This is a genomic window from Thioalkalivibrio sp. ALE17 (assembly GCF_000425605.1).
Classification (GTDB): Bacteria; Pseudomonadota; Gammaproteobacteria; order Ectothiorhodospirales; family Ectothiorhodospiraceae; genus Thioalkalivibrio.
Genome location: NZ_AUDT01000002.1, coordinates 160403 through 185227 on the forward strand (window position 1 = coordinate 160403; position 24825 = coordinate 185227).

General features: G+C 67.7%; 19 protein-coding genes and 2 pseudogenes. 20 read left to right on the plus strand and 1 reads right to left on the minus strand.

Features of this window, described 5'->3' with window-relative positions; all coding sequences use genetic code 11:
• Window positions 1–1929: a GNAT family N-acetyltransferase gene (locus H609_RS0102430; protein ID WP_028484226.1), complete on the minus strand. Its 1929-nt coding sequence runs from the start codon at window positions 1927–1929 to the stop codon at window positions 1–3.
• A 228-nt stretch (window positions 1930–2157) separates the two neighbouring features.
• Between H609_RS0102430 and H609_RS0102435 the strand changes: the two genes are divergently transcribed.
• The 20 genes and pseudogenes from H609_RS0102435 to lspA all read left to right on the plus strand — a co-directional run bounded on the left by H609_RS0102435 (window position 2158) and on the right by lspA (window position 24813).
• Window positions 2158–2466 carry an STAS domain-containing protein gene (locus tag H609_RS0102435; protein ID WP_028484227.1) on the plus strand — a complete coding sequence of 103 codons (309 nt, stop codon included), beginning with the start codon at window positions 2158–2160 and terminating at the stop codon, window positions 2464–2466.
• The gene (locus H609_RS0102440) at window positions 2459–2821 is read left to right on the plus strand and encodes a response regulator (RefSeq protein ID WP_018141308.1); all 363 of its coding nucleotides are present in this window, start codon (window positions 2459–2461) and stop codon (window positions 2819–2821) included. Before H609_RS0102435 ends, H609_RS0102440 begins: the two co-directional genes overlap by 8 nt.
• A 2-nt stretch (window positions 2822–2823) precedes the next feature.
• Window positions 2824–3571: pseudogene (locus tag H609_RS14355) on the plus strand (Hpt domain-containing protein); the annotation flags it as partial.
• Window positions 3572–3678: 107 nt separating this feature from the next.
• Window positions 3679–4890, plus strand: a pseudogene (locus H609_RS14360) (chemotaxis protein CheA); the annotation flags it as partial.
• A gap of 20 nt (window positions 4891–4910) precedes the next feature.
• Window positions 4911–5432 carry a chemotaxis protein CheW gene (locus H609_RS0102450; RefSeq protein ID WP_028484229.1) on the plus strand — a complete coding sequence of 174 codons (522 nt, stop codon included), beginning with the start codon at window positions 4911–4913 and terminating at the stop codon, window positions 5430–5432.
• Between the two features lie 20 nt (window positions 5433–5452).
• Complete coding sequence (locus tag H609_RS0102455) at window positions 5453–6232, plus strand: ParA family protein (protein ID WP_028484230.1); 780 nt, start codon at window positions 5453–5455, stop codon at window positions 6230–6232.
• A 24-nt stretch (window positions 6233–6256) separates the two neighbouring features.
• The gene (locus tag H609_RS0102460) at window positions 6257–8467 is read left to right on the plus strand and encodes a methyl-accepting chemotaxis protein (protein WP_019583358.1); all 2211 of its coding nucleotides are present in this window, start codon (window positions 6257–6259) and stop codon (window positions 8465–8467) included.
• A gap of 20 nt (window positions 8468–8487) precedes the next feature.
• Window positions 8488–9309, plus strand: a complete 822-nt coding sequence (locus H609_RS0102465; protein WP_019583357.1) for a protein-glutamate O-methyltransferase CheR — start codon at window positions 8488–8490, stop codon at window positions 9307–9309.
• Window positions 9309–9932 (plus strand): chemoreceptor glutamine deamidase CheD, encoded by a 624-nt coding sequence (gene cheD, locus H609_RS0102470; RefSeq protein ID WP_028484231.1) that lies wholly within the window; start codon window positions 9309–9311, stop codon window positions 9930–9932. The genes H609_RS0102465 and cheD overlap by 1 nt, the downstream gene beginning before the upstream one ends.
• Window positions 9933–11006, plus strand: coding sequence for a chemotaxis response regulator protein-glutamate methylesterase (locus H609_RS0102475; RefSeq protein WP_019583355.1), 1074 nt, complete (start codon window positions 9933–9935; stop codon window positions 11004–11006).
• Between the two features lie 10 nt (window positions 11007–11016).
• Entirely contained in the window at window positions 11017–12216 is a 1200-nt protein-coding gene (locus H609_RS0102480) for a methyl-accepting chemotaxis protein (protein WP_028484232.1), read from the plus strand.
• A 100-nt stretch (window positions 12217–12316) separates the two neighbouring features.
• Window positions 12317–12622 (plus strand): STAS domain-containing protein, encoded by a 306-nt coding sequence (locus H609_RS0102485; protein WP_018866661.1) that lies wholly within the window; start codon window positions 12317–12319, stop codon window positions 12620–12622.
• An 8-nt stretch (window positions 12623–12630) separates the two neighbouring features.
• Window positions 12631–14409, plus strand: a complete 1779-nt coding sequence (locus H609_RS0102490) for a SpoIIE family protein phosphatase (RefSeq protein WP_028484233.1) — start codon at window positions 12631–12633, stop codon at window positions 14407–14409.
• Entirely contained in the window at window positions 14406–16565 is a 2160-nt protein-coding gene (locus tag H609_RS0102495; RefSeq protein ID WP_028484234.1) for a bifunctional diguanylate cyclase/phosphodiesterase, read from the plus strand. Before H609_RS0102490 ends, H609_RS0102495 begins: the two co-directional genes overlap by 4 nt.
• A gap of 272 nt (window positions 16566–16837) precedes the next feature.
• Window positions 16838–17557, plus strand: a complete 720-nt coding sequence (locus H609_RS0102500) for an SDR family NAD(P)-dependent oxidoreductase (RefSeq protein WP_018881048.1) — start codon at window positions 16838–16840, stop codon at window positions 17555–17557.
• Window positions 17558–18098: 541 nt separating this feature from the next.
• On the plus strand, window positions 18099–18320 hold the full coding sequence (locus tag H609_RS0102505) for a cold-shock protein (protein WP_196794002.1): 222 nt from the start codon (window positions 18099–18101) through the stop codon (window positions 18318–18320).
• A gap of 512 nt (window positions 18321–18832) precedes the next feature.
• Entirely contained in the window at window positions 18833–20413 is a 1581-nt protein-coding gene (murJ, locus tag H609_RS0102515) for a murein biosynthesis integral membrane protein MurJ (protein ID WP_018878436.1), read from the plus strand.
• A 54-nt stretch (window positions 20414–20467) separates the two neighbouring features.
• The gene (locus H609_RS0102520; RefSeq protein WP_018878435.1) at window positions 20468–21430 is read left to right on the plus strand and encodes a bifunctional riboflavin kinase/FAD synthetase; all 963 of its coding nucleotides are present in this window, start codon (window positions 20468–20470) and stop codon (window positions 21428–21430) included.
• A 33-nt stretch (window positions 21431–21463) separates the two neighbouring features.
• A complete protein-coding gene (gene ileS / locus H609_RS0102525; RefSeq protein WP_028484235.1) occupies window positions 21464–24310 on the plus strand; it encodes an isoleucine--tRNA ligase in 2847 nt (948 codons plus the stop codon).
• Window positions 24310–24813 (plus strand): signal peptidase II, encoded by a 504-nt coding sequence (gene lspA, locus H609_RS0102530; protein ID WP_018876656.1) that lies wholly within the window; start codon window positions 24310–24312, stop codon window positions 24811–24813. Before ileS ends, lspA begins: the two co-directional genes overlap by 1 nt.
• Window positions 24814–24825 lie beyond the last annotated feature (12 nt).

Genomic DNA, 24825 nt, shown 5'->3' on the forward strand with positions numbered 1-24825 from the left:
CTACGGGCTACGTACCTCCAGCCAGGTCCGGGCGGCGCGGCGCAGCCTGCGGGTGACGCCGCGCCGCCCGGACACCCCGAGCTCACGCGCCCGCTGATCCCAGTCAACGGGCGCGGCCAGGGTCGCCGCCAGCAGGCGGCCTTCCGGATCGGCCGGCGGGGCTGCTTCCAGCTGCCGCAACAGGGCCGGCAACGCCCATTCCAGCGGCCGCGCGCGGTACGCAAAGGCTCGAACCTCCGCGAGATCGGTGGCCGGGTCGGCCTCCGCCAACGGCCGGGCCGTTTCCTCCAGGACCGCACTCACCATGGCCGCGGCGGATGCCGGCAGGAAGCGTGGGTACCAGACCGGCCAGTCGCGCCAGAAGGCGCGCTGGATTGGCTGCAGACCGGAGGCCGTGCGGGGCCGGAGTGCGCGCAGGACCACACCACTGACCTGACCACTGGCCGCGTCCGGCTGGGTCCCCACGCGCACCAGAACGTAGCCCTCCCGCTGCCAGAGCCGCAGCAAGGCGGGCTGCAGCCCGAAACTCACCCCCAGCAGCGCCACCCGTTCGGCAACGGCCCGATCCGCGACCGCCCGCAGCAGGCGGCCGCCCAGGCCCCGCCCCTGCCAGCGCGGGTGCACCGCGATGCGCTGGATGCGCCAGGTACGCTCCGCCGCCAGCTCGAAGCCCCCCAGAGCAGCCAGTGTGCAGGGCAGAAACTGCCCCTGCGGACGGCGCTCACCCGCCCACACCGCCTCGGCCAGGGCCCGATCCAGGCCGGGTTCCTCCTGGATCAGTGCGACGCCGAACAGCGCCCCGTCCGTCACGCCCTCCATGCACAGCACGCGCACGCCGGGGTCCTCCAGCCAGCGCAGAAGATCGGACGGACGGGTCCGGTAGTGCGCATCCGCCAGCAGGCCCGTCACGGCCTCCAGGGTCTGCGGCAACTCCGCCAGGGCCGCCCCGGTCGTCCAGCGCAGACGGACGGCCTGGGTAGCCGGTGTCCGGCTTTCCGCCTCCAGCAGGAACAGCCGATCGAGCCAGTCCTCCAGCGGATCCCCCGGCGCCCAGCGCACCGGGGTCGCCATGGCCTGCAACCGCACCCGGAAACCCGCCGCCTCCAGGGTCGGCAGCGCGCGCAGCCGGAAGCCCTGGCCACTCCCCTCGAAGCCGCCGGTCGTGGTGGACAACACCAGGCGCCGGGCACGGCGGGCGAGGCGCAGCAGGCGTTCCACCGGCAGGTTCGCTGCCTCGTCGATGATCAGAGTATCCACGAGTTCGGGCGCTTCCAGCAGGATATCCGGTGCCCGGTAGAGACGCTCCGGCGTGTCGACCCACCGGCGGGCGCGCGCCAGCAGGGCACCCACGGCCCGTGGACTCGGTGCCGTCAGCGTGATCGCGGGCCCGCCGTGTTGGAGTGTCCCGCCGAGGAACTCGCCCAGGAGGGTCGACTTGCCGCGACCGCGCGGGGCGATCAGCGCCAGGCATTCGTCGGCGCCAAGATGCGCGAGACGATCCAGCGCCGCGGCCTGATCCGGCGTCCACGCAAAGGCGGGCGCCGGACGTGCCGGCACCTCGGGCCATTCCTCCGCCGATGCGGGCGTCCGCACCCACGCCTCGGCCAGCGCCGCCCGCCAGCGTCGGGCAAACGCGCCCTCACCGGTGACCCCGTCGAGGATCACCAGGGTGCCACCGCCGCGGAGCAACCCAGCCGCCGTGACCAGCGCATCCACGGCGAGCGGATCCCCGGCCTCGAACACCAGGGCCTGCACTTCGTGGCCCAGCCAGTGCCCGGCCTGTGCCGGCGCCACGTGCGGCAGGCCGCCGGGGACATGCCGTCCCACCCAGAGCACCGGACCCCGGGCTGCGGCGGTCCGCAGCCAGGCCGCGGCGGCCTGCCGGGCCGCCGGGTCGGCCGGTAGTCGGTAGAGCGAACGGGCCTCCATCTCAGCATCTCACCGGGGTCGAAGGTTGCATGGAAAAAGCGGGCTTGCGCGGGCGCACACGGCATCTGGTCACACTGGCGCGACGAAAGTCCAGCGCGCTGCCGGCGTTTCCATGTGAATCCGTCCTCAAGTTTTCCCACCCGCCGCCGTATAACTTTTTACGAAGAGATAGAAAGTTCCTGTACAACACCTGTACAGTGTGAATGAACTCACAGCAAGGTAATGGCGATGACCACCATAGCGCTGCCCGAACGCCTGCGCATCGACACCGCAAGCGCCTGCTGGCAGGACTTGCGCGCGGCACTGGATGCCGGCGAGGACCTTCAGGTGGACGCGGCGGCCGTGGCCGATATCGACGCGGCCGGTGTACAGGTGCTGCTGATGGCACGCCATACGGCGACGCGCCATGCGCAGGGTTTTTCAATCAACGGCGCAAGCGCCGTCTTCGCACAGGCCTTCCAGGCGCTCGGCGCGGAAAGATCCGCCGCGAGTACCGGACAAGAACACGATACCGATTCAGGAGAGATCAATGGCTAAGGTTCTGGTGGTGGACGATTCCGCCTCGATGCGCCAGATGGTCGCATTCACCCTCAAGCAGGCCGGACACGAGGTCACCGAGGGGCGCGACGGCAACGACGGCCTGAGCAAGGCCCAGGGGACGAAGGCGGACCTGGTGATCACCGACGTGAACATGCCGGGCATGGACGGGCTGCAACTGACCCGCGAACTGCGCAAGCTGGGCGATTACAAGTTCACCCCCATCCTGGTGCTGACCACCGAGGCGGGCCCGGAGAAGAAACAGGAAGGCAAGGCGGCGGGTGCGACCGGCTGGCTGGTCAAGCCGTTCGACCCGGACCAGCTGATGAACACCGTGAACCGGGTGCTTCGCTAGTCATGTCGATCGACATGGCCCAGTTCGTCGATGCCTTTCTCGAGGAGAGCTTCGAGGGGCTGGAGCGCATGGAGACCGAACTCCTGGCGCTGGATGGGGGCGACCCGGAGACCCTGAATACCATCTTCCGCTGCGCCCACTCGATCAAGGGCGGGGCCGGGACGTTCGGGTTCGGCGCCATCTCCGAGTTCACCCACGGCGTCGAGACCCTGCTGGACCGAATGCGCAACGGCGAGCAGGAAGCCGCGCCGGAGACCGTGAATCTGTTGCTGCGCGCAGTGGATATCCTGCGCGCTCAGCTGCATGCCGCCCGCGACGGGGGCGAGGCCGACGCCGGCGAGGTGGCCGAGGTGCGCACCCTGATCGAAGCCCACCTGGATGATGCCGCGCCAGCTGACAGCGCCCCGGGCGGCACGGCAAACGGCGGATCGGGCGGAGACGCCGCCGCCGATAGCGACGGTGGCGGCGGCAACGGCCCGCGCGGCTGGCGCATCCAGTTCCGCCCCTACGCGGACCTGATGCGCACCGGCAACGACCCTTTGCGCATGTTCGAGGTGCTGGAGGAGCTGGGCCGACTGACCGTGCACTGCGAGACCGACCGCCTGCCGGACAGCGCGGAGGCCTTCGACCCGGAGGACTGCTATCTCGCCTGGACCCTGGAACTGGAAGGGGACGCGAGCCGCGACCAGGTCGAAGAGGTCTTCGAGTGGGTCGAGGACGAATGCGATCTGGAGATCGAACCCCTCGCCGTCCCCGAGACGGCCACGGACACAGTGGCAGAGCAACCGGTTAAGCCCCCGGATTCCCCTGCCACGGAGACCCCCGCCGAGCCGCCCGCTGCGCGCGCCGGCAATAAACGCAGCGCGGAATCCAGCTCCATGAGGGTGAACACCGGCAAGATCGATGCGCTGATCGACATGGTCGGCGAGCTGGTCATCACCCAGTCGATGCTGACCGATATCAGCGAACAGCTGGAGGAAGACCCCTCGCAGATTGAGGCGCAGATCGAGCGCTTGCGCACCGGCCTGGCGGAGCTGGAGCGCAATACCCGCGAGCTGCAGGAAAGCGTGATGGGCATCCGCATGGTGCCGATCGCCCAGGTCTTCAACCGCTTCCCGCGCCTGGTACACGACATCTCCGGTCAGCTCGGCAAGCAGATCGAGCTGACCCTGAAGGGCGAATACACCGAGATCGACAAAACGGTCATGGAGCACCTGGGCGACCCGCTGGTGCATCTGGTGCGCAATGCCGTGGATCACGGCATCGAGATGCCCGATGCGCGCGCGGCGGCGGGCAAACCCAAGACCGGCCAGGTCAGCCTGGAGGCCTACCACCGCGGCGGCAACGTGGTCATCGAGATCCGCGACGATGGCAAGGGCATGGATGCCGACCGCATCCTGGCCAAGGCCCGCGACGCCGGGATCGTCGGGCCGAACCAGCAACTGGACCGCCACGAGATCCTGCAGCTGATCTTCGAGCCGGGGCTGTCCACCGCGGACCAGGTCAGCGATCTGTCCGGCCGCGGCGTCGGCATGGACGTGGTGAAGAAGAATATCCGTGGCCTAGGCGGCAACGTCGAACTGGAATCCGAACCCGGCAAGGGTTCGCGCCTGACCATCCGCCTGCCGCTGACGCTGTCGATCATGGACGGTCAGTTGCTGAAGATCGGCGACGAGACCTTTGTGATCCCGCTGATCGCGATCGTCGAATCACTGCAGACGCAGCCGGAGAGCGTGAAGCAGGCGTTCGGCAAGCTGCCGCTGTACCGGCTGCGGGACGAATACATCCCCATCGTCGATCTGGCCGCGCTGTTCGGCCGGGCCGAGCCCAGCCCGCTGCCGGAGCGCGCCCTGCTGGTGGTGGCCGAGGCCGACGACCAGCGCGTCGCCCTGCGCGTGGACGACCTCCTGGGTCAGCAGCAGGTCGTGATCAAGACGCTGGAAACCAATTTCCGCAAGGTCCCCGGCACCGCCGGCGCAACCATCCTCGGAGACGGCCAGGTGGCGCTGATCCTGGATGTCGCCGGGATCGCGCGGATGGCCTCCGGGCGCGACACCCGCGCGGCGTAAAAATCAAGGAGCCCAACGCAATGGCGAACGACGCAACCCAGTCCATCCACGACCCCGCCACCGCCGGCGAGGACCAGTATCTCACCTTCATCCTCGCGGAGGAGGAATACGGCGTGGACATCCTGCGGGTGCAGGAGATCAAGGGCTGGGAGCGGCCCACGCCGCTGCCCAATGCCCCGGACTACATCCGCGGGGTGATCAACGTGCGCGGGATGATCGTACCGATCATCGACATGCGCCTGCGCTTCGGCATGGAGCCGATGGAATACGGCCCGACCACCGTGGTGATCATGCTGCGCGTGATCAACGAGGACCGCGAGCGCGTGATGGGGATCGTCGTCGATGCCGTGTCCGAGGTCTACAGCGTGGGCGCTGACGAGATGCAGCCGGCCCCCGACTTCAACACCCGCATCGGGATCGACTTCGTACGCGGCCTGGCGACGGTCGACGACAAGATGATCCTGATGCTGGACATCGACACCCTGCTCGGCCCGGGCCTGATTGCCAGCACCGACGCCATCGAAGCGGAGGCCACGGCGTAGCCGGGGGCTGCCGGGGAACCATGCGGACCATCGCGGTGATCAACCAGAAGGGCGGCGTCGGCAAGACGACCGTGACCCTGAACCTGGCGCATGCCCTGGCCCTGGCCGGGCATCGGGTGCTGGCGATCGACGCCGACCCGCAGGGGCATCTCTCCATGGCCTTCGGGCTGGAGGACCCGGCCGGCCTGGATCAGGTCCTGCAGTTTGGCGCGCGCCTGGAGGACGCCTTCAGCGAAGCCGGAAACGGGCTGCAGATCGTCGCCGCCGGAGAACAGCTGCAGGAGGTCGAGAACCTGAACGAAGGCGGAGCCGAGCGGGGCTGGCGCCTGCAGAAGGCGCTGGACAGACTGGAACAGCCCTTCGATTTCGTGCTGATCGACTGCCCGCCGTCGGCCGGCCTGCTGGGTATGAACGCCATTATCGCCGCCGACGAGATGCTGATCCCGGTCGCCGGCGACTTCCTGGCCCTGAACGGGCTGTCGCGATTGATGCGCATCCTGCAGGGCATCGAGGCGCGCCTGGGTACGAGCCGTCGCAAGTGGATCGTGCTGTCGCGCTTTGTCGAACAGCGCCGCCACGCCCGCGAGGTGCGCGAGCGCATCCGCGAACACTTCGCCGATGCCCTGCTGCCCACCACCATCCGCGAGTCGGTGGTGCTGGCCGAGAGCCCGAGCTTCGGGCAGACGATCTTCGAGTACCAGCCGCGCCATCGCGCGGCCACGGATTTTCAACAGCTGGCCGCCGACCTGGTCGCGGCCGGGGCACAAGCGACAACCCGCCCGTCGGCGGCGCATGCCTGAGCCGAGAGCCAGGGAGAACGGGCCATGACGACACGCAAACGCAACAAGCTGGGCAATGATCCGCTGGGCTGGATCGGCTCACCCGATGAGGCCACCGACCCGACTGATGACAAGACTGTGACCGAGCGCCCCTCCGCGCCCGAAAAGCCCCCGGCAGAAACGCCAAACCAATCCCCGCGGCGCCGGAAACCGGCTCCGCGACAGACGAACAACCGAAGTGAGGACACCACCATGGCCGCCAATCCAAAAACCGATACCGGCAGTGACCACAACGCCCTGTTCATGCGGGCCGCCGTTCAGGGAGCCCAGACTGCCCTGATGATGTGCGACAGCGACATGAACATCGTCTACGCCAACCCGGCCGTTATCGAGCTTCTGCGCAATCGGCGCGATGTCCTGCGACGGGAGTTTCCGAACTTCGATCCGGACAACCTGGTGGGGCAGTCCATCGACCAGTTCCACAAGGACCCGACACACCAGCGCGCGATCCTGCAGAACCCCGCCAATCTGCCCTACGAGGCCCGGATCACGGTTGCCGATCTCAAGTTCCGCCTGAATGCGACGGCGGTACTGGATGATGCCGGCAACTACCTGGGCAACATGGTCGAGTGGCAGGACAGCACCGAGCAGGAGCGCGTAGAGCAGGAGCGCGCACGCATGCGGGCGGCGGTCGAGGGTTCGCAGACCGCATTGATGATGTGCGACCCGGACATGAACATTGTCTATGCCAACCCGTCCGTGGTGAGTCTGCTGCGCAGCCGCAGCGACGTGCTGCGCCGGGAGTTCCCCAACTTCGACCCGGACAACCTGATCGGGCAGTCCATCGACCAGTTCCACAAGGATCCGACGCATCAGCGGGCGATCCTCCAGAACCCCGCCCGACTGCCCTTTGAAGCCAACATCCAGGTCGCCGACCTTTACTTCAACCTGAACGCCACCGCGATCATCGATGCCGATGGCAACTACGCCGGGAACATGGTCGAGTGGCGTGACACCACCGAGATGCGCCGCGCCGAGGACGCGATCGACGCCCTGATCAAGGATGCGGCGGCCGGCAACCTCGGCGAACGGCTGAGCCCAGAGGACTATCAGGGCTTCGCACGCAACATCGCCGAGGGCGTCAACGAGTTGCTGGATGCGGTCGTCATGCCGCTGCGCGAAGGCTCGCGGGTGATGCAGGCAATGGCAGAGGGCGACCTGACCGGACGTCTGGAGGGCGAGTTCCAGGGCGAGTTCGCCGAGTTCCGCGATGCGATCCACACCTCGCTGGAAAACCTCGACAACCTGGTCGGACAGATCCTCGAAGGGGCCGGCAACGTGCGATCGGCCTCTGCCGAGATTGCCCAGGGCAATACCGACCTGTCCCAGCGCACCGAGGAACAGGCCTCCTCGCTGGAGGAGACCGCCTCGTCGATGGAGGAAATGACCTCCACCGTCAAGTCCAACGCCGACAACGCCCGGCAGGCGAATCAACTGGCCGCCGCTGCGCGCGAAAAGGCACAGGAAGGCGGCGAGGTTGTCGAGAAAACGGTCGCCGCAATGGGCGAGATCAACCAGTCGTCCAAGAAGATCGCCGACATCATCGGCGTGATCGACGAGATCGCGTTCCAGACCAACCTGCTGGCCCTGAATGCCGCCGTGGAAGCGGCCCGCGCCGGGGAGCAGGGTCGTGGGTTCGCGGTGGTCGCGACCGAGGTCCGCAACCTGGCGCAGCGCAGCGCCCAGGCCGCCAAGGAGATCAAGACCCTGATCAACGACTCGGTCGAGCGCATCGGCGAGGGCAGCAAGCTGGTCGACAACTCCGGGAAGTCGCTGGAGGACATTGTCGACTCGGTGAAGAAGGTCTCCGACATCATCGCCGAGATCGCCGCGGCCAGCGAGGAGCAGTCCACCGGACTCGAGGAGATCAACAAGGCCATCACCCAGCTTGACGAAGTAACTCAGCAAAACGCCGCGTTGGTCGAAGAGGCCGCCGCCGCTAGCGAGTCGCTGGATGACCAGTCACGCGAACTCCTCGAAATGATGAGCTTCTTCAAGGGCGTCCAGGCATCGGCGGCCGGCCAGGCAATGCAGCAGCCCGCTACCCGGCCAGTCACAGCCACCAGCAAGACAGCCGGGGGTGCGACCGGGCTGAAGCGACCGACCTCGGCGGGCGGGACTGCCGGGGCCGCCCCCAGCCGCCCGGCGGCGGGACCCTCGCGCCAGAACGCCTCCGAAGAATGGGAAGAGTTTTGAGCACGGAGGATGGACGTTAGATGGCCGCCTCCGATCGCCTGAGCGAGCGCGACTTCCGGCGTGTTGCCCGCCTGACGCAGGAACGCACCGGGATCATGCTCAACGAGAGCAAGAAGGAGCTCGTATTCAGTAGGCTCTCACGACGGTTGCGCGTACTCGGGCTCGATGCCTTCGATACCTATCTGGACCGGGTCGAAGGTGGCGACGACCAGGAGCTGGAGGAATTCGTCAACGCCCTGACCACCAACCTGACTGCGTTCTTCCGCGAGGCACACCACTTCGAGATGCTGGGCGGCCCCGTGCTCGAAGAGATGCGCAAGCGCAATCCGTCCGGACCGCTGAAGGTCTGGTCGGCCGGTTGTTCAACCGGCGAGGAGCCCTATTCCATCGCGATGACCCTGGCCGAGGCCCTGGGATCGACAGAAGGCGCTCGCATCCTGGCCACGGATATCGACTCACGGGTGGTCGCGCATGCCGATGCGGGGGTATATGACGCCGCCCGGGTTACCGGAATCCCCGGGGGGCGCCAGAAGCGCTGGCTATTGCGCGGCCGCGGAGCCAACGAGGGCAAGGTGAAGATTCGCGACGAATTGCGGTCAATGGTGCGCTTCCGGCAGATGAACCTGTTCGACACCTGGCCGATTCAGGGGCCATTGGACGCGATTTTTTGCCGCAATACGTTGATTTATTTTGACAAGCCAACCCAGAAAAAGCTCGTGGACCGCTTCGCCCAGCTGCTACGCCCTGAAGGGTACCTGTTCATCGGGCACTCGGAGTCATTATTCCGGGTAACCGAGAACTTCCGCCTGCTGAACCAGACGCTATACCGGAAGGCCACCTGATGGCAGGATTACCGAACTTGCACGACAACGCCTTCGCGCACATCAACCGCTATTGGGACCGGATGCACGCCTGCCCCGCCGCGAAACTGCTGCCGGGGGAATGCTACGTCTCGGTCTCGGAGTCCGAGTTGATCACCACGGTGCTCGGGTCCTGTGTATCGGCCTGCGTATGGTCACCCCAGGCGGGTGTCGGTGGCATGAACCATTTTATGCTACCGGACGGAGATCGCGACCGCGGCTGGGGGCCGGCTGCCTCGAGTGCCACCCGCTATGGGACCTACGCGATGGAGTTTCTGGTCAATGAACTGCTGAAACTGGGGGCACGCCGCGAGGATCTGCACGTCAAGATGTTCGGAGGTGGTCGTGTGATGGCGGGCATGAGCGATGTGGGAATGCGCAACATCCAGTTCCTGCGCCAGTTCATGCGCGACGAGGGGCTGCGGCTGGTGGCCGAAGATGTCGGCGGGACATGGCCGCGCAAGGTCGTGTTTTTCCCCTCAAGCGGTCGCGCCCGGGTAAAGAAGCTCGTGGCCCTGCACAACAACACCCTGCTCGACCGCGAGCAGGACTACCGGCGCCGCCTGGAGAACCAGCCGGTCGGCGGCGACGTGGAGCTTTTCTGAATGCCCGAAGACCGTACCGTCCGCGTGCTGGTGGTCGACGACTCGGCCCTGATCCGCAAGCTGCTAGGCGAGATCCTGTCGCAGGCGCCCGGCATCGAGGTAGTCGGGACGGCCACAGACCCCTACGACGCGCGCGAGAAGATCAAGCAGCTCGCGCCTGATGTGCTGACCCTTGATGTCGAGATGCCGAAGATGGACGGCATCACCTTCCTGCGCAACCTGATGCGCCTGCGTCCGATGCCGGTGGTGATGGTCTCGTCCCTGACCGAGGCCGGAGCCGAGGTCACCCTGGAGGCACTGGAGGTCGGCGCAGTGGATTTCGTCACCAAGCCGAAGGTCGATGTCTCGCATGCCTTCCAAGGCTACGCCGACGAGCTTGCCCGCAAGGTGCGAACCGCCGCCGGTGTACGCCTTCAGACACGCAGCGCCCGTGCCACGGTCGATCCGCAGCGCCTGGCACCAGTCAGCAAACGTCTGAAGACAACTGATCGCGTGATCACCCTCGGAGCCTCGACCGGCGGCACCGAAGCCCTTCGCGAGGTGCTTGTCGCGCTGCCGCCGGATGCTCCGGGAATCCTGATCACGCAACACATCCCCGCCGGCTTCAGCCGGGCCTTTGCCGAACGCATGGACCGCAGCACCGCGCTCACCGTAAAAGAGGCCGAGGACGGCGATATCGTGGTGCCCGGGCATGCCTACATCGCCCCGGGCACCGACTACCACCTGCGCCTGGCGCGTGACGGTGCGCGCTACGTCTGCCGTCTCGACCAGAACGCCCCGGTGAACCGCCACCGTCCGAGCGTCGACGTACTGTTCAACTCCGCCGCGGAACAGGCGGGCGCGAATGTCGTGGCCGCCCTGCTGACCGGCATGGGCGACGACGGCGCCCGCGGCCTGCGGGCCCTGCGCGATGCCGGGGCGCACACCATCGCCCAGGACGAGAAAACCAGCCTTGTCTGGGGCATGCCCGGTGCAGCTGTCAAGAGGGGAGCGGCCGTGCAAGTCCTGCCGCTGGCAGGCATCGCTTCCGCGCTGATCCAGGACCACCGCAACCCCGCCGCAGCCAGCGAATAGGAGCACCGGAATGGACCACCGTATGCAATGGCTGACCCGTGACACCACCCAGAAGGCGCTGGCGCTCGTCCTTACCGCCCTGCTCTTGGTCGGGGCAGTCCTGGCCACATTGGATGGGGCCGGCTGGGTCGCCCTGGGGGCCGCAGCCCTGGCCGGTGTGGCTGCCCTGCTCGCCGCGGGCACGCACCTGCGCGGGCCGACCCCTCCGGCCGCATCCGGCGAGACCGCGACGACGAACCAGCCCACCGGCGGCGGCGAGCTGTCCGACGCGCTGGACCAGGCGATGCGCTTCGAGCTGGACCAGCTGGAGGCGGAGATCGGCCGCCAGCGCGGGCTGATCGCCGAGGCCGTGCAGGAACTGGGCACCAGCTTCAACGAGATGCACCAGATCGCCGGCCGCCAGATGGAACTGATGACCAGCGACCTTGCCCAGGAAGACGGCGACGATCAGGCGATGACCCATGCCGAGGTCATCACCGAACTCACCCGCAAGTCCGACGAGACCCTGCAGATGTTCATCGACACCCTGGTGCAGATCAGCCGCCAGAGCGTGGAGAGCGCCCACCACATGGAGGACATGAGCCAGCACATGGACGGGGTGTTCAAGCTGCTGGACAGCGCCGGCGCGATCGCCGGGCAGACCAACCTGCTGGCGCTCAACGCCAGCATCGAAGCGGCGCGGGCCGGCGAGGCCGGGCGTGGCTTCTCGGTGGTCGCCGACGAGGTGCGCTCGCTGTCCCAGCGCTCGGCGAACTTCCACGACGACATCCGTGCACAGATCGACCAGGCCCGCGAATCGATCAACAAGGTCCACGGGACCGTGCACGACATGGCCTCGCGCGACATGAGCAAGAGCATGGGCGAGAAGGAACGCATGACCCGGTTGCTTCGCTATGCACAGCGGGCCACCGACGAGGTAGAGGCCCGCATCCGCGAGGAGGCCGAGCTGAGCGAGCGCATGAACCAGGCGGTCGCGACTGCGGTGCGCTCGCTGCAGTTCGAGGACATCGCCCGCCAGTCACTGGGCACCGCGGAGGAGGCCGTGGCACATCTGCAGGAGCTGCGAAGCATCCTGCACGAGGCCCGCTCCACCGAGGATGCGCGGGCCATGGCCACCCGCGTGCGCGAATGGCGCGAACGCCGCCAGGAGACCTATCACCGCGCGGTGGACCAGCAGGACATGGGCACCGGCGAGGTGGAATTGTTCTGAGGTTTTTCCGTCGAACCCCCGCGTACCCGATCGCGAACCCCGGGGCCGCGCATCCAACTTTCACCGGGCATGAAGCCCGCCACAGCGCCAGGAACCGCATATGAGCATCGAGCAGTACACCTCCGACGACGGCAAGGAAGTCCGCATCCGGGTCAAGGGCCGGTTCGACTTCGAGCAGCACCAGGATTTCCGCGCCGCCTACCGCGACACCGGCGGGACCGGCGTGCGCTACATCGTCGACCTCGCCCATACCGAGTACATGGACAGCTCCGCACTCGGCATGCTGCTCCTGCTGCGCGAACACGCCGGTGGCGAGTTCTCCGACGTCAGCATCACCGGTGCCTCGGAGGGCGTGCGCAAGGTACTGGACATCGCCAATTTCGGCCGCCTGTTCCGCATCCAGTAACCGGCCCCGTGGACGACACCGCCCCCGAGCCGCGCTCGACCCCGCCCGGTGACCTGATCTCCGGCGAAGGCCGGGTACTGGTCGCCGACGACGACCCCCACAACCGGCGGCTGCTGCGCATGATGCTGCAGGGAGCCGGCTACGACGTGCGCGAGGCCGCGGATGGCCGGGCAGCCGTGCAGGCCTGCCGGGAGCAGGCCCCCGACCTGATCCTGATGGACGTGATGATGCCGGAGATGGACGGCTACCAGGCGACGTCCCGGATCAAGGCGGAGATGGGCGCGCACTTCATCCCGGTGATCTTCCTGACCGCGCTGGACGACGAAAACGCCCTGCTGCGGGCGATCGAATCGGGCGGTGACGACTTCCTCACCAAGCCGCTGAACCTCGCAGTCCTGAAAGCCAAGATCCACGCGATGGAACGCCTGCGCGATCTGCACACCGGTCTGCAAAGCCGCAACGCCGCCCTGCTCCGCGCCCAAGCACGCCAGGCCTGGGAAGAGGAAACCGCCGAGACCCTGTTCTCGCGCGCCATCACCCGCCGCAACCGCGGGCTGGACCGACTGCAGCTGCATCGCTGCGCGGCCTCCACCTTCAGCGGCGACGTGGTGCTGTCCGACTACAGGCCCGACGGGGCCCTGCGCGTGCTGGTGGGCGACTTCACCGGCCACGGCCTGAGCGCGGCGATCGGCGCCTACCCGGTCAGCGAGACCTTCCACACCCTGACCGAGGCCGGCGTGGACGACCAGGAGCTGCTGCACGAGCTGAACCATGTGCTGCATGATTTCCTGCCGCCGGCGATGTTCATGGGGGCCCTGCTCGCCACCTTCTCCGCCGACGGCCGCCGGGTACGCCTGTGGAATGGCGGTATGCCGGACGCCTGGCTGTGCAATACCCGCCAGGACCGAGTCCGGCGTATCCAGTCCCGGGCCATGCCCTTGGGCATCCTCGCCCGGCTGGACCTCGACACCGGGGCACGCAGCTACGAACTCGACGACGGCGACTGGCTGACGCTGGTCAGCGACGGCGTCCTCGAAGCCACCGATATCGCCGGAACGGCCTTTGGCGAGGACGCAATCCTTCGCCACTGCCAGGCCGGCGAATCGGCCGGGACCGCCTTCGAGCGCATCCGCGAGGCACTGGATACCCACTGTGGCGACCAGACGCCGGCCGACGACATGACTCTGGTGACCATCGACTGCAGCCCGGGCGTGGTCACCGAGAGCGAACGACCGCAGAGCCACGAGCTTCGGGGCACGCTGCGCTGGTCCCTGGAGGCCAGCGACCAGCGCCTCGCCGAAGTCGACCTGGTCGGCGCAGCGCGCAGCCAGCTGCTCGAATGGCTGCCGAACCTGGGAGGGGGCCATGCCGAAGCCCTGCAGACCGTGATTGCGGAGCTGTGCAACAACGCCTTCGAACACGGCGTCCTGCGGCTGGACTCCGGCATGAAGGCCACGGTGGAGGGCTTCGAGCAGTACTATCACCAGCGCGCCGCGGCCCTGAGCGACATCCGCGGCCGGATCGCCCTCTCCCTGAGTTACCGCCCGCTGGATGGTCAGCACTGCATCCGCATCCGCGTGCGCGACAGCGGACCGGGCTTCGACCACCAGCGGATCCAGGAGGCCCTGGAGGGTCGCGGCGACCAGCGCCTGTGGGGGCGCGGACTGACCCTGGTGCGGCAGCTGTGCGAGCAGGTGCGCTATCACGGCAGCGGCAACCGGGTCGAGGCGGACTACCGCTGGCAAGAGGACCCCGACGCCCAGCGCGAATCCGGCGATACGCCATGACCTACGCCCTGGAGACCCGTCAAAGCCCCGCCCCGCTTGATCTGGTGAACGCGCTGAGCGAGGCGATCCTCTTCGTCACGGCCGACGGCACCGTACGCTACGCCAACCCGGCGGCGGAACGCCTGTTCGGCACCACCGCCTGCAGCCTGGACGGCCGCAACCTGGCCCGCCTGATCACGCCGCGAGACCCGGCCTTCGACCTGCACGAGCGGCTGCGCGAGGCGACCCGGGCAGAGGGCTGGATCCCGCGGCGCGACCCGGTGGACCTGGTCCGCGAGGACGGCCGGCCCCGTCCCGCCCTAATCGACATCGGGACCTGCCAGCACGCCCAAGAGCCGCTGCAGTTCGCGGTCCTGCGCGAACAGCGCGCGGACCGACCGGACGACACACCGGAGCAGGCCGAACACCTGCGCGAGGCTATCGATCTGCTGACCCATCAGGTGCAGGAACGCATGCGCGCCGAGCAGGCCCTGCAGGACAGCCATCAACGCCTGCTGGCCGCACAGCGTGTGGCCCGCATCGGCCACTGGGACCTGGACCTGGAGACCGACGAGATCCACCTCTCGCCCGAGGCAAGCAAACTCTTCGGACATGGCGACCAGCCCCGCACCCTGACCCGCGAGGCCCTGGTGGAGGCCACCCATCCGGATGATCGCGCCGCGCTGGCATTCGCCCTGCTGCGCCTGGCCAACGGCCAGACCCACCGCTTCTCCATCCGGCATCGCCTGCTGCTGCCCCACGGCGAAGAGCGCTACATGCTGGCCGAAGGCGAACGCGCAGAGGAGACGCCCACCCGCATCCTCGGTATCCATCAGGACCTGACCGAACGCGAGAAGACCGAACAGGCCCTGTTCAAGCTGGTCAACTTCGACGCCCTGACCGGCCTCCCCAACCGGACCGGGCTGCGCACCCGCCTGCGCGCCACCCTCGACGAGGCCGAGCGCCAGGGGGAACCACTGGCGGTACTGCTGCTGGACATCGACCGCTTCACCTCGATCAACAGCACCCTGGGACACGACACCGGGGACGCCCTGCTGAACGCACTCGCACAACGGCTGCAGCATCAGTTGCAGCCACGCGATACCCTCGCACGACTGGCCGCGGACGAATTCGCCCTGGTCCTGACCGCGATCGCGGACCCGGCCGAGGCCCGTGATCGCACGCAGGCCATCCTGCAACACTGCGCCGAGCCGTTCGCCCTGGGGGATGGCCAGCATGTGGCGACGATCAGTGCCGGCGTCAGCCTGTTCCCGCAGGATGCACGGGGCAAGGACGACCTGCTGCGCCATGCCACCAGCGCCCTGCACGATGCCAAGAACGCCGGCGGCAACACCTGTCGCTTCTACACGCAGAGGCTGAACACCCAGGCGCGCGAGCAACTGGAACTGGAGCAGGGGCTGCGCACCGCGCTGCGCCAGAGCGAGTTCGAGCTCCACTATCAGCCGCAGACCGGCCTGAATCGGGGTGACACGGTCGGCATCGAGGCCCTGATCCGCTGGCGCCACCCGGAGCGCGGGATGATCTCGCCGGCGGATTTCATCCCGCTGGCGGAACAGACCGGGCTGATCGTGCCGATCGGCGACTGGGTGCTGCGCACCGCCACGCAACAACTGGTGGAATGGGACCGCAAGGGCCTGCCGGCGCTACGCCTGGCGATCAATCTCTCTGCGCGCCAGTTCGCCGACCCCAACCTGCCCGAGCGCATCCTCGAGACGCTTCAGGCAGCCGGGCTCGCCCCCGAGCGCCTGGAGGTGGAGGTCACCGAGAGTGTCCTGGTCGAGGACATCGACGCGGCCGCGGCCATGCTCCAGCGCCTGGTGCACCTCGGGGTGTCGGTGGCGATCGACGACTTTGGCACCGGACAATCATCCCTGCGCTACCTGCGGCGGCTGCCGCTGACCACGCTGAAGATCGACCGCGAGTTCACCTGGGGCATCGGCAACGACCCGGACGACGAGGCCATCACCCGCGCCATCATCGGCCTGGGCAAGACCCTCAAGCTGCGGGTGCTGGCCGAGGGCGTGGAGACCGAAGCGCAGCACCGATTCCTGCGCGAGATGGGCTGCGACGAGGTCCAGGGCTTCCTGCTCGGCCGCCCGATGCCGGCCGCCGACCTCGAACGCGATTGGCGCGAACGCGCCCGTACGCCGGGGTAGACCTTCTTAATCCACCACGAAGCACACGAAGGCACGAAGAAGGGCAAGGGCGGTTCACAGGAAGACGGGAAGTCTGGAAGGATTTTGGTGGGTACTGGATGGGCGGCCGAGGCACATCCGAGAAGTCCGGCATAGCACTCGCGCTTCATCCGATATCCCTCTTCCGGTCTTCCCATCTTCCTGTGCAAATGCTCTTGACCTGGCCCTTCTTCGTGCCTTCGTGCGCTTCGTGGTAGACAATCCGCACATTCGAAACCTTGAAGGAGAGCGATATGCAGGACGGCCGTTTTGGTTCGGCGCTCGTGACCGGCAACTCCAGCGGGCTGGGCCTGGGGCTGACCCGGGTACTGCTGGAACAGGGCGCAAACGTCTATGGCATGAGCCGTCGCGGCTGCCCCGAGGCCGGGGTCAGCGGTGACGAGCGGGTGGACCTCGGCGACTTCACCGCCACCGGGGCCGCGATGGAACGCCTGCTGCAGGGCGTGGACTCGCTGGACCTGGTGGTGCTCAACGCGGGACTGCTGGGCCACATGCAGCGCATGCAGGACGCGCCGATGGACGAGCTGCGCCTGCTGATGGACGTGAACACCTTCGCCAACAAGGTGATCCTCGACGCGCTGCTGAAGCACCGCGTGCGGGTCGGCCAGATCATCGCCATCTCCTCCGGCGCCTCGGTCTCCGGACATGCCGGCTGGAGCGGCTACTCGCTCTCCAAGGCGGCGCTGAACATGATGATGCAGCTCTACGCCCACGAATTCCCGGAAGAGACGGCGATCAACGCCTTCGCCCCGGGCCTGGTGGATACTGCGATGCAGGACTACCTGTGCGACGAGGCCGACCGCGAGAGCTTTCCGGTCCTCCAGCGCCTGAAAGCCGCGCGCGGCACCCGCGACATGCCCAACCCCGAGGACGCCGCCCGCGCCATCCTCGACGTCCTGCCCCGCCTGCACCAGACCACCCGCGGCAGCTTCGTCGACATCCGCCAGCTCTGATCTGTCGCCCCTTTTTGTCACCACGAAGCTCACGAAGGCACGAAGAAGGGCAAGGTCAAGGGCAATCGCACCACAGAGGCCACGGAGGACACGGAGGAAAGCGACAGATTCCCCGGGGGGCAGGAGGTGTTGAGCGCAGCGAAACGCATCGGGGGCGGGCCGCTCCACGGGATCGATGCGTTTCGCTGCGCCCATCTGCATCCCACCCGCTACAAAACCGCCCCCGCCTTTCTCCGTGTCCTCCGTGCTCTCTGTGGTGAAAATGCCTTTGCCCTTCTTCGTGCCTTCGTGAGCTTCGTGGTCAATCCGCTTTTGACCTGGCCCTGCCTCGTGGAGCCGCGGCTGCCCCACCGGCGTGCGGAAAATCGGCGCTGCAGCGCCAAAAAAAGTTCATGGAGGGGCGTTGGATTTCGCCGGGGATGCGGCGTATAGTCGGAGACGTGATTCGTGGTTGAGCGGCAACACTAGGAAGTTTCTAGTTTCTGAACCAGTGCTCCCGTTGATCTGTTGGCAGCATGCCGCGAACACATTTGTTAGTTACATGAAGAGGTTACAAGTTGTGAATACTGGTGTTGTGAAGTGGTTCAACGAGAGCAAGGGTTTCGGTTTCATCACCCCCGATGATGGCGGCAAGGACGTGTTCGTCCATTTCTCCGCGATCAACGGTTCGGGTTTCAAGACCCTGGCCGAAGGCCAGAAGGTCTCCTTTGAGATCCAGGAAACCGCCAAGGGCCTCGCCGCCGGCGAAGTGACCGCCATCTAAGGCGCCACTCCCATGGCTGACGGCTCCTTCACTGGACCGTCCAAGAAGGCCGCCTCCGGGCGGCCTTTTTCGTGCCCGGCATTCTGATCTCACCACCTGTATTCACCACGAAGCACACGAAGGCACGAAGAAGGGCAAAGGCATTTTCACCACAGAGCACACAGAGACCACGGAGAAAGCTGCAAAGACTTGAGGCGGATACCGGCCCGGAGGCGGCAGGATGCGGTGAGCGATGCGAAATGTATCGATGCCGGGCCGTCCGTTGGGATTGATGCGATTCGCTGCGCTCATCCACATCCCCTTCCACCAAACCAACCCTGTTTTTCTCCGTGCCCTCTGTGCCCTCCGTGGTGCAAGCGCCCTTGACCTTGCCTTTCTTCGTGCCTTCGTGCCCTTCGTGGTGAAATCGCTTTTCACCTGGTCTTTCGTCGCGGGCTTCGTGGCGAAGGCAGCAGTCCGGTGCGGGTGATTCAAGTACACTGCGGGGCTTTCCCGTCGGCCGCCCGCACGCGATGAACCGCCTGTTCCGCTCCACCGCCGTTGTCAGTGGCATGACCATGATCTCCCGGATCATGGGCTATCTGCGCGACATGGTGCTGGCGGTCACCTTCGGCGCCGGCCCCGCGACCGACGCCTTCTTCGTCGCCTTTCGCATCCCCAACTTCCTGCGCCGGCTGTTCGCCGAGGGCGCCTTCAACCAGGCCTTCGTGCCGGTGTTCGCCGAGTTTCGCGAGAAGCGCGGGCGCGAAGCCCTGCGCGATCTGCTGGATCACACCGCCGGCACCCTGATGACCGTGGTGACCGTGGTGACCCTGATCGGGGTCCTGGCGGCACCGGCGCTGATCTGGGTATTCGCCCCGGGCCTGGGCACCCAGGAGGCCGGGCGCGAGGATCTGGCCGCCACCATGCTGCGGATCACCTTCCCGTACCTGCTGTTCATCTCGCTGACCGCGATGGCGGCCGGCATCCTCAACAGCATCGGGCGTTTCGCGGTGCCCGCCTTCACCCCGGTGTTCCTGAATCTGGCGCTGATCGGCGCGGCGCTGTGGCTGGCGCCGATGTTCGAAGAACCGATCATGGCCCTGGCCTGGGGCGTGTTCATCGCCGGGGCCCTGCAACTCGCCTTCCAGATCCCGTTCCTGTGGCGCGCGGGACTGCTGCCCCGCCCCCGCTTCCGGCGCGCCCACGAGGGGGTTCGCCGGATCGTGAAGCTGATGCTGCCGGCGATCCTCGGGACCTCGGTGGTGCAGATCAACCTGCTGGTGGACACCCTGATCGCCTCGTTTCTGGTCGCAGGGTCGATCTCCTGGCTGTACTTCGGCGACCGCTTCGTGGAGCTGCCGCTGGCGCTGTTCGGGATCGCCATCGGCACGGTGATCCTTCCGCGCCTGGCGCGCCAGTACAACCAGGCCGACCCGGCCGCGTTCGGCCGTACGCTGGACTGGGCCCTGCGCCTGGCGATGCTGGTGGCGCTGCCGTCCATGGTCGGACTGGTGGTGCTGGCGGTGCCGATCCTGGCCACGCTGATCCAGTACCAGGCCTTCACCCAGTTCGACACCTACATGACCGCGATGGCGCTGGCCGCCTACGCCCTGGGCCTGCCCGGGTTCATCCTGATCAAGGTCCTGGCACCCGGCTTCTTCGCCCGCCAGGACACGAAGACCCCGGTCAAGATCGCGATCATCGCCATGCTCTGGAACATGGTGCTGAACGGGGCCTTCGTGCTGCCGTGGTATCTCTCCGGTATGCCGGGGGCGCATGCCGGGCTGGCGCTCGCCACCTCGGCCTCCGCCTACATCAACGCCGGGCTGCTCTATCGCGGGCTGATCCGCGAGGGCATCTACCAGCCGGGCCCGGGCCTGCGCCGGCTGCGGCTCGGGCTGCCGCTGGGCCTGGCCGCGATGATCGGCGTGCTGGCCTGGCTCTCGCCCGAGTTCGGCCAGTGGACCGAGTGGTCCATCGATACACGCCTTATGGCGCTCGCGGGTCTGATTCTGGCCGGGACCGCCACGCTCGCCGCCACGCTGTGGCTGGCCGGGCTGCGCCCGCGTCACCTGTTGCTGCGCGAGTCCACGGAAGGCGCGGATCAATGATGCCCGGGGTGGCCCCGGCGGGTTATACTCGCGGTTTTGCGCGGGATCGGGGCGATGCGGCTGATTCGCGGCCTGGGGCCGGCCGACAGCAAGGCGTTCGAGGCGGCCGGCCTGCACGGCGCGGTGGTGACCATTGGCAACTTTGATGGTCTCCATCGTGGTCATCAGGCTGTTCTGGGGCGCCTGCTCGAGGCGGCGCAGGATCGCCAGGCGCCGGCGCTCCTGATGACCTTCGAACCGCTGCCGCGCGAGTACTTTGGCGCGCGGACCCAGGCCCCGGCTCCGCCCGGGCGCCTGCAGCGGCTGCGCGACCGCCTGGTCACCCTGGGCGACAGCGCCCTGGATGCCGCCTGGATCCTGCGCTTCGACGCGCACCTGGCCGGGCTGTCGGCGAACGCCTTCATGGAGGAGGTCCTGCACCAGCGGCTGGGGGCGCGGCACGTCCTGGTCGGGGACGACTTCCGCTTCGGACGCGGCCGCGAGGGCGACCAGGCCGCGCTGCAGACCGCCGGCCGACGCCTCGGTTTCACTGTGGAGTCCACCCCGACGGTGCGGGACGCCGAGGGCCGTATCAGCAGCACGCGGGTGCGCGCCGCGGCCGTCGCCGGGGACTTCGCCCGGGTGACCGAGCTGCTCGGCCGGCCCTACCGCCTGCACGGTCGGGTCGCGCATGGCGAGAAGCGCGGGCGCACCATCGGCTTCCCCACCGCGAACCTGCGCCTGGGGCCCTGGCCGCTGGCGCTGCGCGGGGTGTACTCCGGCTGGCTGCGACGCGCCTCCGGCGAGTCCCTGCCGGCGGTCGCCAATATCGGCTGGCGCCCGACCGTGGACGGCACCGAACAGCGCCTGGAGGCCCACGTGCTCGAGGGCCAGCCCGACCTGTACGGCGAGGCCGTGTGCTTCGAGCCGGTCGCGCAGGTGCGCGGCGAACAACGCTTCGAGGGCCTGGAGGCGCTGCGCGCACAGATCGCGCGCGACGTCGACACGGCCCGCATGCAACTCTCCGAACTCGACTGAAACCGGCCCGCAGGGCCGATCCGGAACTCGCTCATGGCACGCAAACCGGCACCGCCGAATCCCTACAAGGACACCCTCAACCTGCCCGAGACGGCCTTCCCCATGCGCGCCGGCCTGGCGACGCGGGAGCCCGAATGGCTGGAGGCCTGGAAGGCCGAGGACCGCTACCAGCGCCTGCGCGAGCACTGTGCCGGGCGGCCGCGCTTCGTGCTGGCGGACGGCCCGCCCTACGCCAACGGCTCGATCCATGTCGGCCACGCGGTCAACAAGATCCTCAAGGACGTGATCGTGAAAAGCCGCACCCTGGCCGGCTTTGATGCGCCCTACGTGCCGGGCTGGGACTGCCACGGCCTGCCGATCGAGCTGAAGGTGGAACAGAACCTGGGCAAGGCCGGGCGCGACGTGGATGCCGCGACCTTCCGCAAGGCCTGCCGCGAATACGCCCAGGAACAGGTGGACGGCCAGAGTGCGGACTTCCAGCGCCTGGGCGTACTGGGCGACTGGAACCACCCCTACCTGACCATGAACTACCAGGTGGAGGCCGATACCGTTCGCGCGCTGGGCACGATCTTCAGGCGCGGCCACGTGCAGATGGGCGAGAAGCCGGTGCACTGGTGCGTGGACTGCGGCTCGGCCCTGGCCGAGGCCGAGGTCGAGTACGAGGACAAGATCTCGCAGGCGATCGACGTGCGCTTCCGCGTGGTCGACGACATCGACTTCCTGCGCCGCTTCGACGGCATCGACGGCTCGCGCGGCCCGATCAGCGTGGTCATCTGGACCACCACACCGTGGACCCTGCCGGCCAACCAGGCGGTCGCCCTGCACCCGGAGCTGAACTACGCCCTGGTGGAGCTGGAGCACGAGCGCATCCTGCTGGCGGAGGACCTGGTCGAGGACTGCCTGGCCCGCTATTCGCTGGGCGAGGGCCGGATCGTCGCCCGCGCCAAGGGCCAGGCGCTGGAAGGCCTGATGCTGCGCCACCCGTTCCTGGACCGCGAAGTCCCGCTGATCCTGGGCGACCACGTGACCACCGAGACCGGTACCGGCGCGGTGCACACCGCCCCCGGCCACGGCCAGGAGGACTACGCGGTCGGGTTGCAGTACAGCCTGCCGGTGGAAAACCCGGTGGGCCCGGACGGGCGCTTCCTGCCGGACACCCCGCATTTCGCCGGCGAGAACGTGCATCAGGCCAACGGCCATGTGATCGACGTACTGAAGGAACACGGCGCGCTGATCGTGGCGGTGAAGTTCGAGCACAGCTACCCGCACTGCTGGCGCCACAAGACACCGATCATCTTCCGCGCGACCCCGCAGTGGTTCATCAGCATGGAGCGCGCCGAGCTGCGCGCGGATGCAATCAAGGCGATCGCCGACACCCGGTGGATGCCGAGCTGGGGCCAGGCCCGCATCCACGGCATGGTGGTCAACCGTCCGGACTGGTGCATCTCGCGCCAGCGCAACTGGGGCGTGCCGATCCCGTTCTTCGTGCACAAGGAAACCAACCGCCTGCACCCGCACACCGCGGAGCTGGTCGAGGCGGTCGCGCAGCGCATCGAGCAGGACGGCATCGAAGCCTGGTTCCAGCTGGACCCGAAGGAGTTGCTGGGCGACAAGGCCGACGACTACGTGAAGCTGAACGACACCCTCGACGTCTGGTTCGACTCCGGCGTGCTGCACTCCACGGTGGTGGAGAAGCGCCCGGAACTGGGCGGACTGCCGGTGGACCTGTTCCTGGAAGGCTCGGACCAGCACCGCGGCTGGTTCCAGTCCAGCCTGCTGACCAGCGTGGCCATGCGCGGCGCGGCGCCGTACAAGGCGGTGCTGACCCATGGCTTCACCGTGGACGAGAAGGGCGAGAAGATGTCCAAGTCGCGCGGCAACGTGGTCGCGCCGCAGGAGGTCGTCTCCACCCTGGGCGCGGATATCCTGCGCCTGTGGGTCGCGGCCACCGACTTCTCCGGCGAGATGGCGATCTCCAAGGACATCCTCGATCGCACCGCCGATGCCTACCGCCGCATCCGCAACACCACGCGCTTCCTGCTGGGCAACCTCAACGGGTTCGAACCGGCCGAGCACGCCCTGCCGCTGGACGAGCTGCTGCCGCTGGATCGCTGGATCGTCGCCCGCGCGCTGCAGGTACAGGGCCAGGTCACCAAGGCCTATGACGACTACCTGTTCCACCAGATCTACCAGCGGGTACACAACTTCTGCTCGGTGGAGCTGGGCAGCTTCTACCTGGACGTGATCAAGGATCGCCAGTACACCACGCAGGCGGATTCGCACGCCCGGCGCTCGGCGCAGACCGCGCTGTACCACGTGGCCGAGGCCCTGACCCGCTGGGTGGCTCCGATCCTGACCTTTACCGCCGAAGAGATCTGGGAGCTGCTGCCCGGCGAGCGGCCGGACAGCGTGCTGTTCGCCACCTGGTACGAGGGACTGGCCCCGCTGCCGGAGGACGCGACGTTCTCCGACGGTGACTGGGACCGCATCCTGGAGGTGCGCACCCACGTCGCCCGCGCGCTGGAACTGGCGCGCAACGAACAGGGCATCGGCGCCTCGCTGAATGCCGAGATCGACCTGCATCTGCCGGCCGACTCCGCGACGCGCGCGCTGCTGGAGCGCCTGGGCGACGAGCTGCGCTTCGTGTTGATCACCTCCGAGGCCCGTCTGGCCGAGGGCGCCGCCCCGGAAGGCGCGCATACCGCCGAACTGACAGACGGGACAGCGCTGGGCGTGGTGGTGCACAAGAGCGAACAGCCCAAGTGCGTGCGCTGCTGGCACCGCCGTCCGGATGTCGGCGAGCACGCGCAACACCCGGAACTGTGCGGGCGCTGCGTCAGCAACGTGGAAGGCCCGGGCGAGACCCGGCACTTCGCCTGATGCAACTGCGGGGTTCCGGTCTGGGCCCGGGGCTGCTGATCGCGGCCGCGATCGTGGTCGCGGACCAGGTCACCAAGATCTGGGCGGAACACGCGCTGACGCTGTTCGCCCCGGTCGAGGTGACGAGCTTCTTCAATCTGTCGCTGGTCTACAACCCCGGTGCGGCCTTCAGTTTCCTGGCCGGCGCCGGGGACTGGGGCCGCTGGCTGCTGACCGGCATCGCCGTGGTGATCGGGCTGCTGATCATCGGCTGGCTGGCCCGCCTGCCGCGCCGGGCGTGGTGGTCGGTGACGGCCCTGGGCCTGGTACTGGGCGGGGCCGTGGGCAACCTGATCGACCGCGTGCGCTACGGCGCGGTGGTGGATTTTCTCGACTTTCACTGGGCGGGCTATCACTGGCCGGCCTTCAACGTGGCGGACATGGCCATCGTGGTGGGGGCGATCACGCTGATCGTGGCGACCTTCATCGAGGGTGACCACAGCCATTCCGAAGACAAGCACTGAACACGGGAGCAC

What these genes read in the sequence shown, in the direction of transcription:
- H609_RS0102430 (WP_028484226.1), bottom strand. Translation starts at nt 1,929, where the DNA reads ATGGAGGCCCGTTCGCTCTACCGACTACCGGCCGACCCGGCGGCCCGG.
- H609_RS0102435 (WP_028484227.1), top strand. Translation starts at nt 2,158, where the DNA reads ATGACCACCATAGCGCTGCCCGAACGCCTGCGCATCGACACCGCAAGC.
- H609_RS0102440 (WP_018141308.1), top strand. Translation starts at nt 2,459, where the DNA reads ATGGCTAAGGTTCTGGTGGTGGACGATTCCGCCTCGATGCGCCAGATG.
- H609_RS0102450 (WP_028484229.1), top strand. Translation starts at nt 4,911, where the DNA reads ATGGCGAACGACGCAACCCAGTCCATCCACGACCCCGCCACCGCCGGC.
- H609_RS0102455 (WP_028484230.1), top strand. Translation starts at nt 5,453, where the DNA reads ATGCGGACCATCGCGGTGATCAACCAGAAGGGCGGCGTCGGCAAGACG.
- H609_RS0102460 (WP_019583358.1), top strand. Translation starts at nt 6,257, where the DNA reads ATGACGACACGCAAACGCAACAAGCTGGGCAATGATCCGCTGGGCTGG.
- H609_RS0102465 (WP_019583357.1), top strand. Translation starts at nt 8,488, where the DNA reads ATGGCCGCCTCCGATCGCCTGAGCGAGCGCGACTTCCGGCGTGTTGCC.
- cheD (WP_028484231.1), top strand. Translation starts at nt 9,309, where the DNA reads ATGGCAGGATTACCGAACTTGCACGACAACGCCTTCGCGCACATCAAC.
- H609_RS0102475 (WP_019583355.1), top strand. Translation starts at nt 9,933, where the DNA reads ATGCCCGAAGACCGTACCGTCCGCGTGCTGGTGGTCGACGACTCGGCC.
- H609_RS0102480 (WP_028484232.1), top strand. Translation starts at nt 11,017, where the DNA reads ATGGACCACCGTATGCAATGGCTGACCCGTGACACCACCCAGAAGGCG.
- H609_RS0102485 (WP_018866661.1), top strand. Translation starts at nt 12,317, where the DNA reads ATGAGCATCGAGCAGTACACCTCCGACGACGGCAAGGAAGTCCGCATC.
- H609_RS0102495 (WP_028484234.1), top strand. Translation starts at nt 14,406, where the DNA reads ATGACCTACGCCCTGGAGACCCGTCAAAGCCCCGCCCCGCTTGATCTG.
- H609_RS0102500 (WP_018881048.1), top strand. Translation starts at nt 16,838, where the DNA reads ATGCAGGACGGCCGTTTTGGTTCGGCGCTCGTGACCGGCAACTCCAGC.
- H609_RS0102505 (WP_196794002.1), top strand. Translation starts at nt 18,099, where the DNA reads ATGAAGAGGTTACAAGTTGTGAATACTGGTGTTGTGAAGTGGTTCAAC.
- murJ (WP_018878436.1), top strand. Translation starts at nt 18,833, where the DNA reads ATGAACCGCCTGTTCCGCTCCACCGCCGTTGTCAGTGGCATGACCATG.
- H609_RS0102520 (WP_018878435.1), top strand. Translation starts at nt 20,468, where the DNA reads ATGCGGCTGATTCGCGGCCTGGGGCCGGCCGACAGCAAGGCGTTCGAG.
- ileS (WP_028484235.1), top strand. Translation starts at nt 21,464, where the DNA reads ATGGCACGCAAACCGGCACCGCCGAATCCCTACAAGGACACCCTCAAC.
- lspA (WP_018876656.1), top strand. Translation starts at nt 24,310, where the DNA reads ATGCAACTGCGGGGTTCCGGTCTGGGCCCGGGGCTGCTGATCGCGGCC.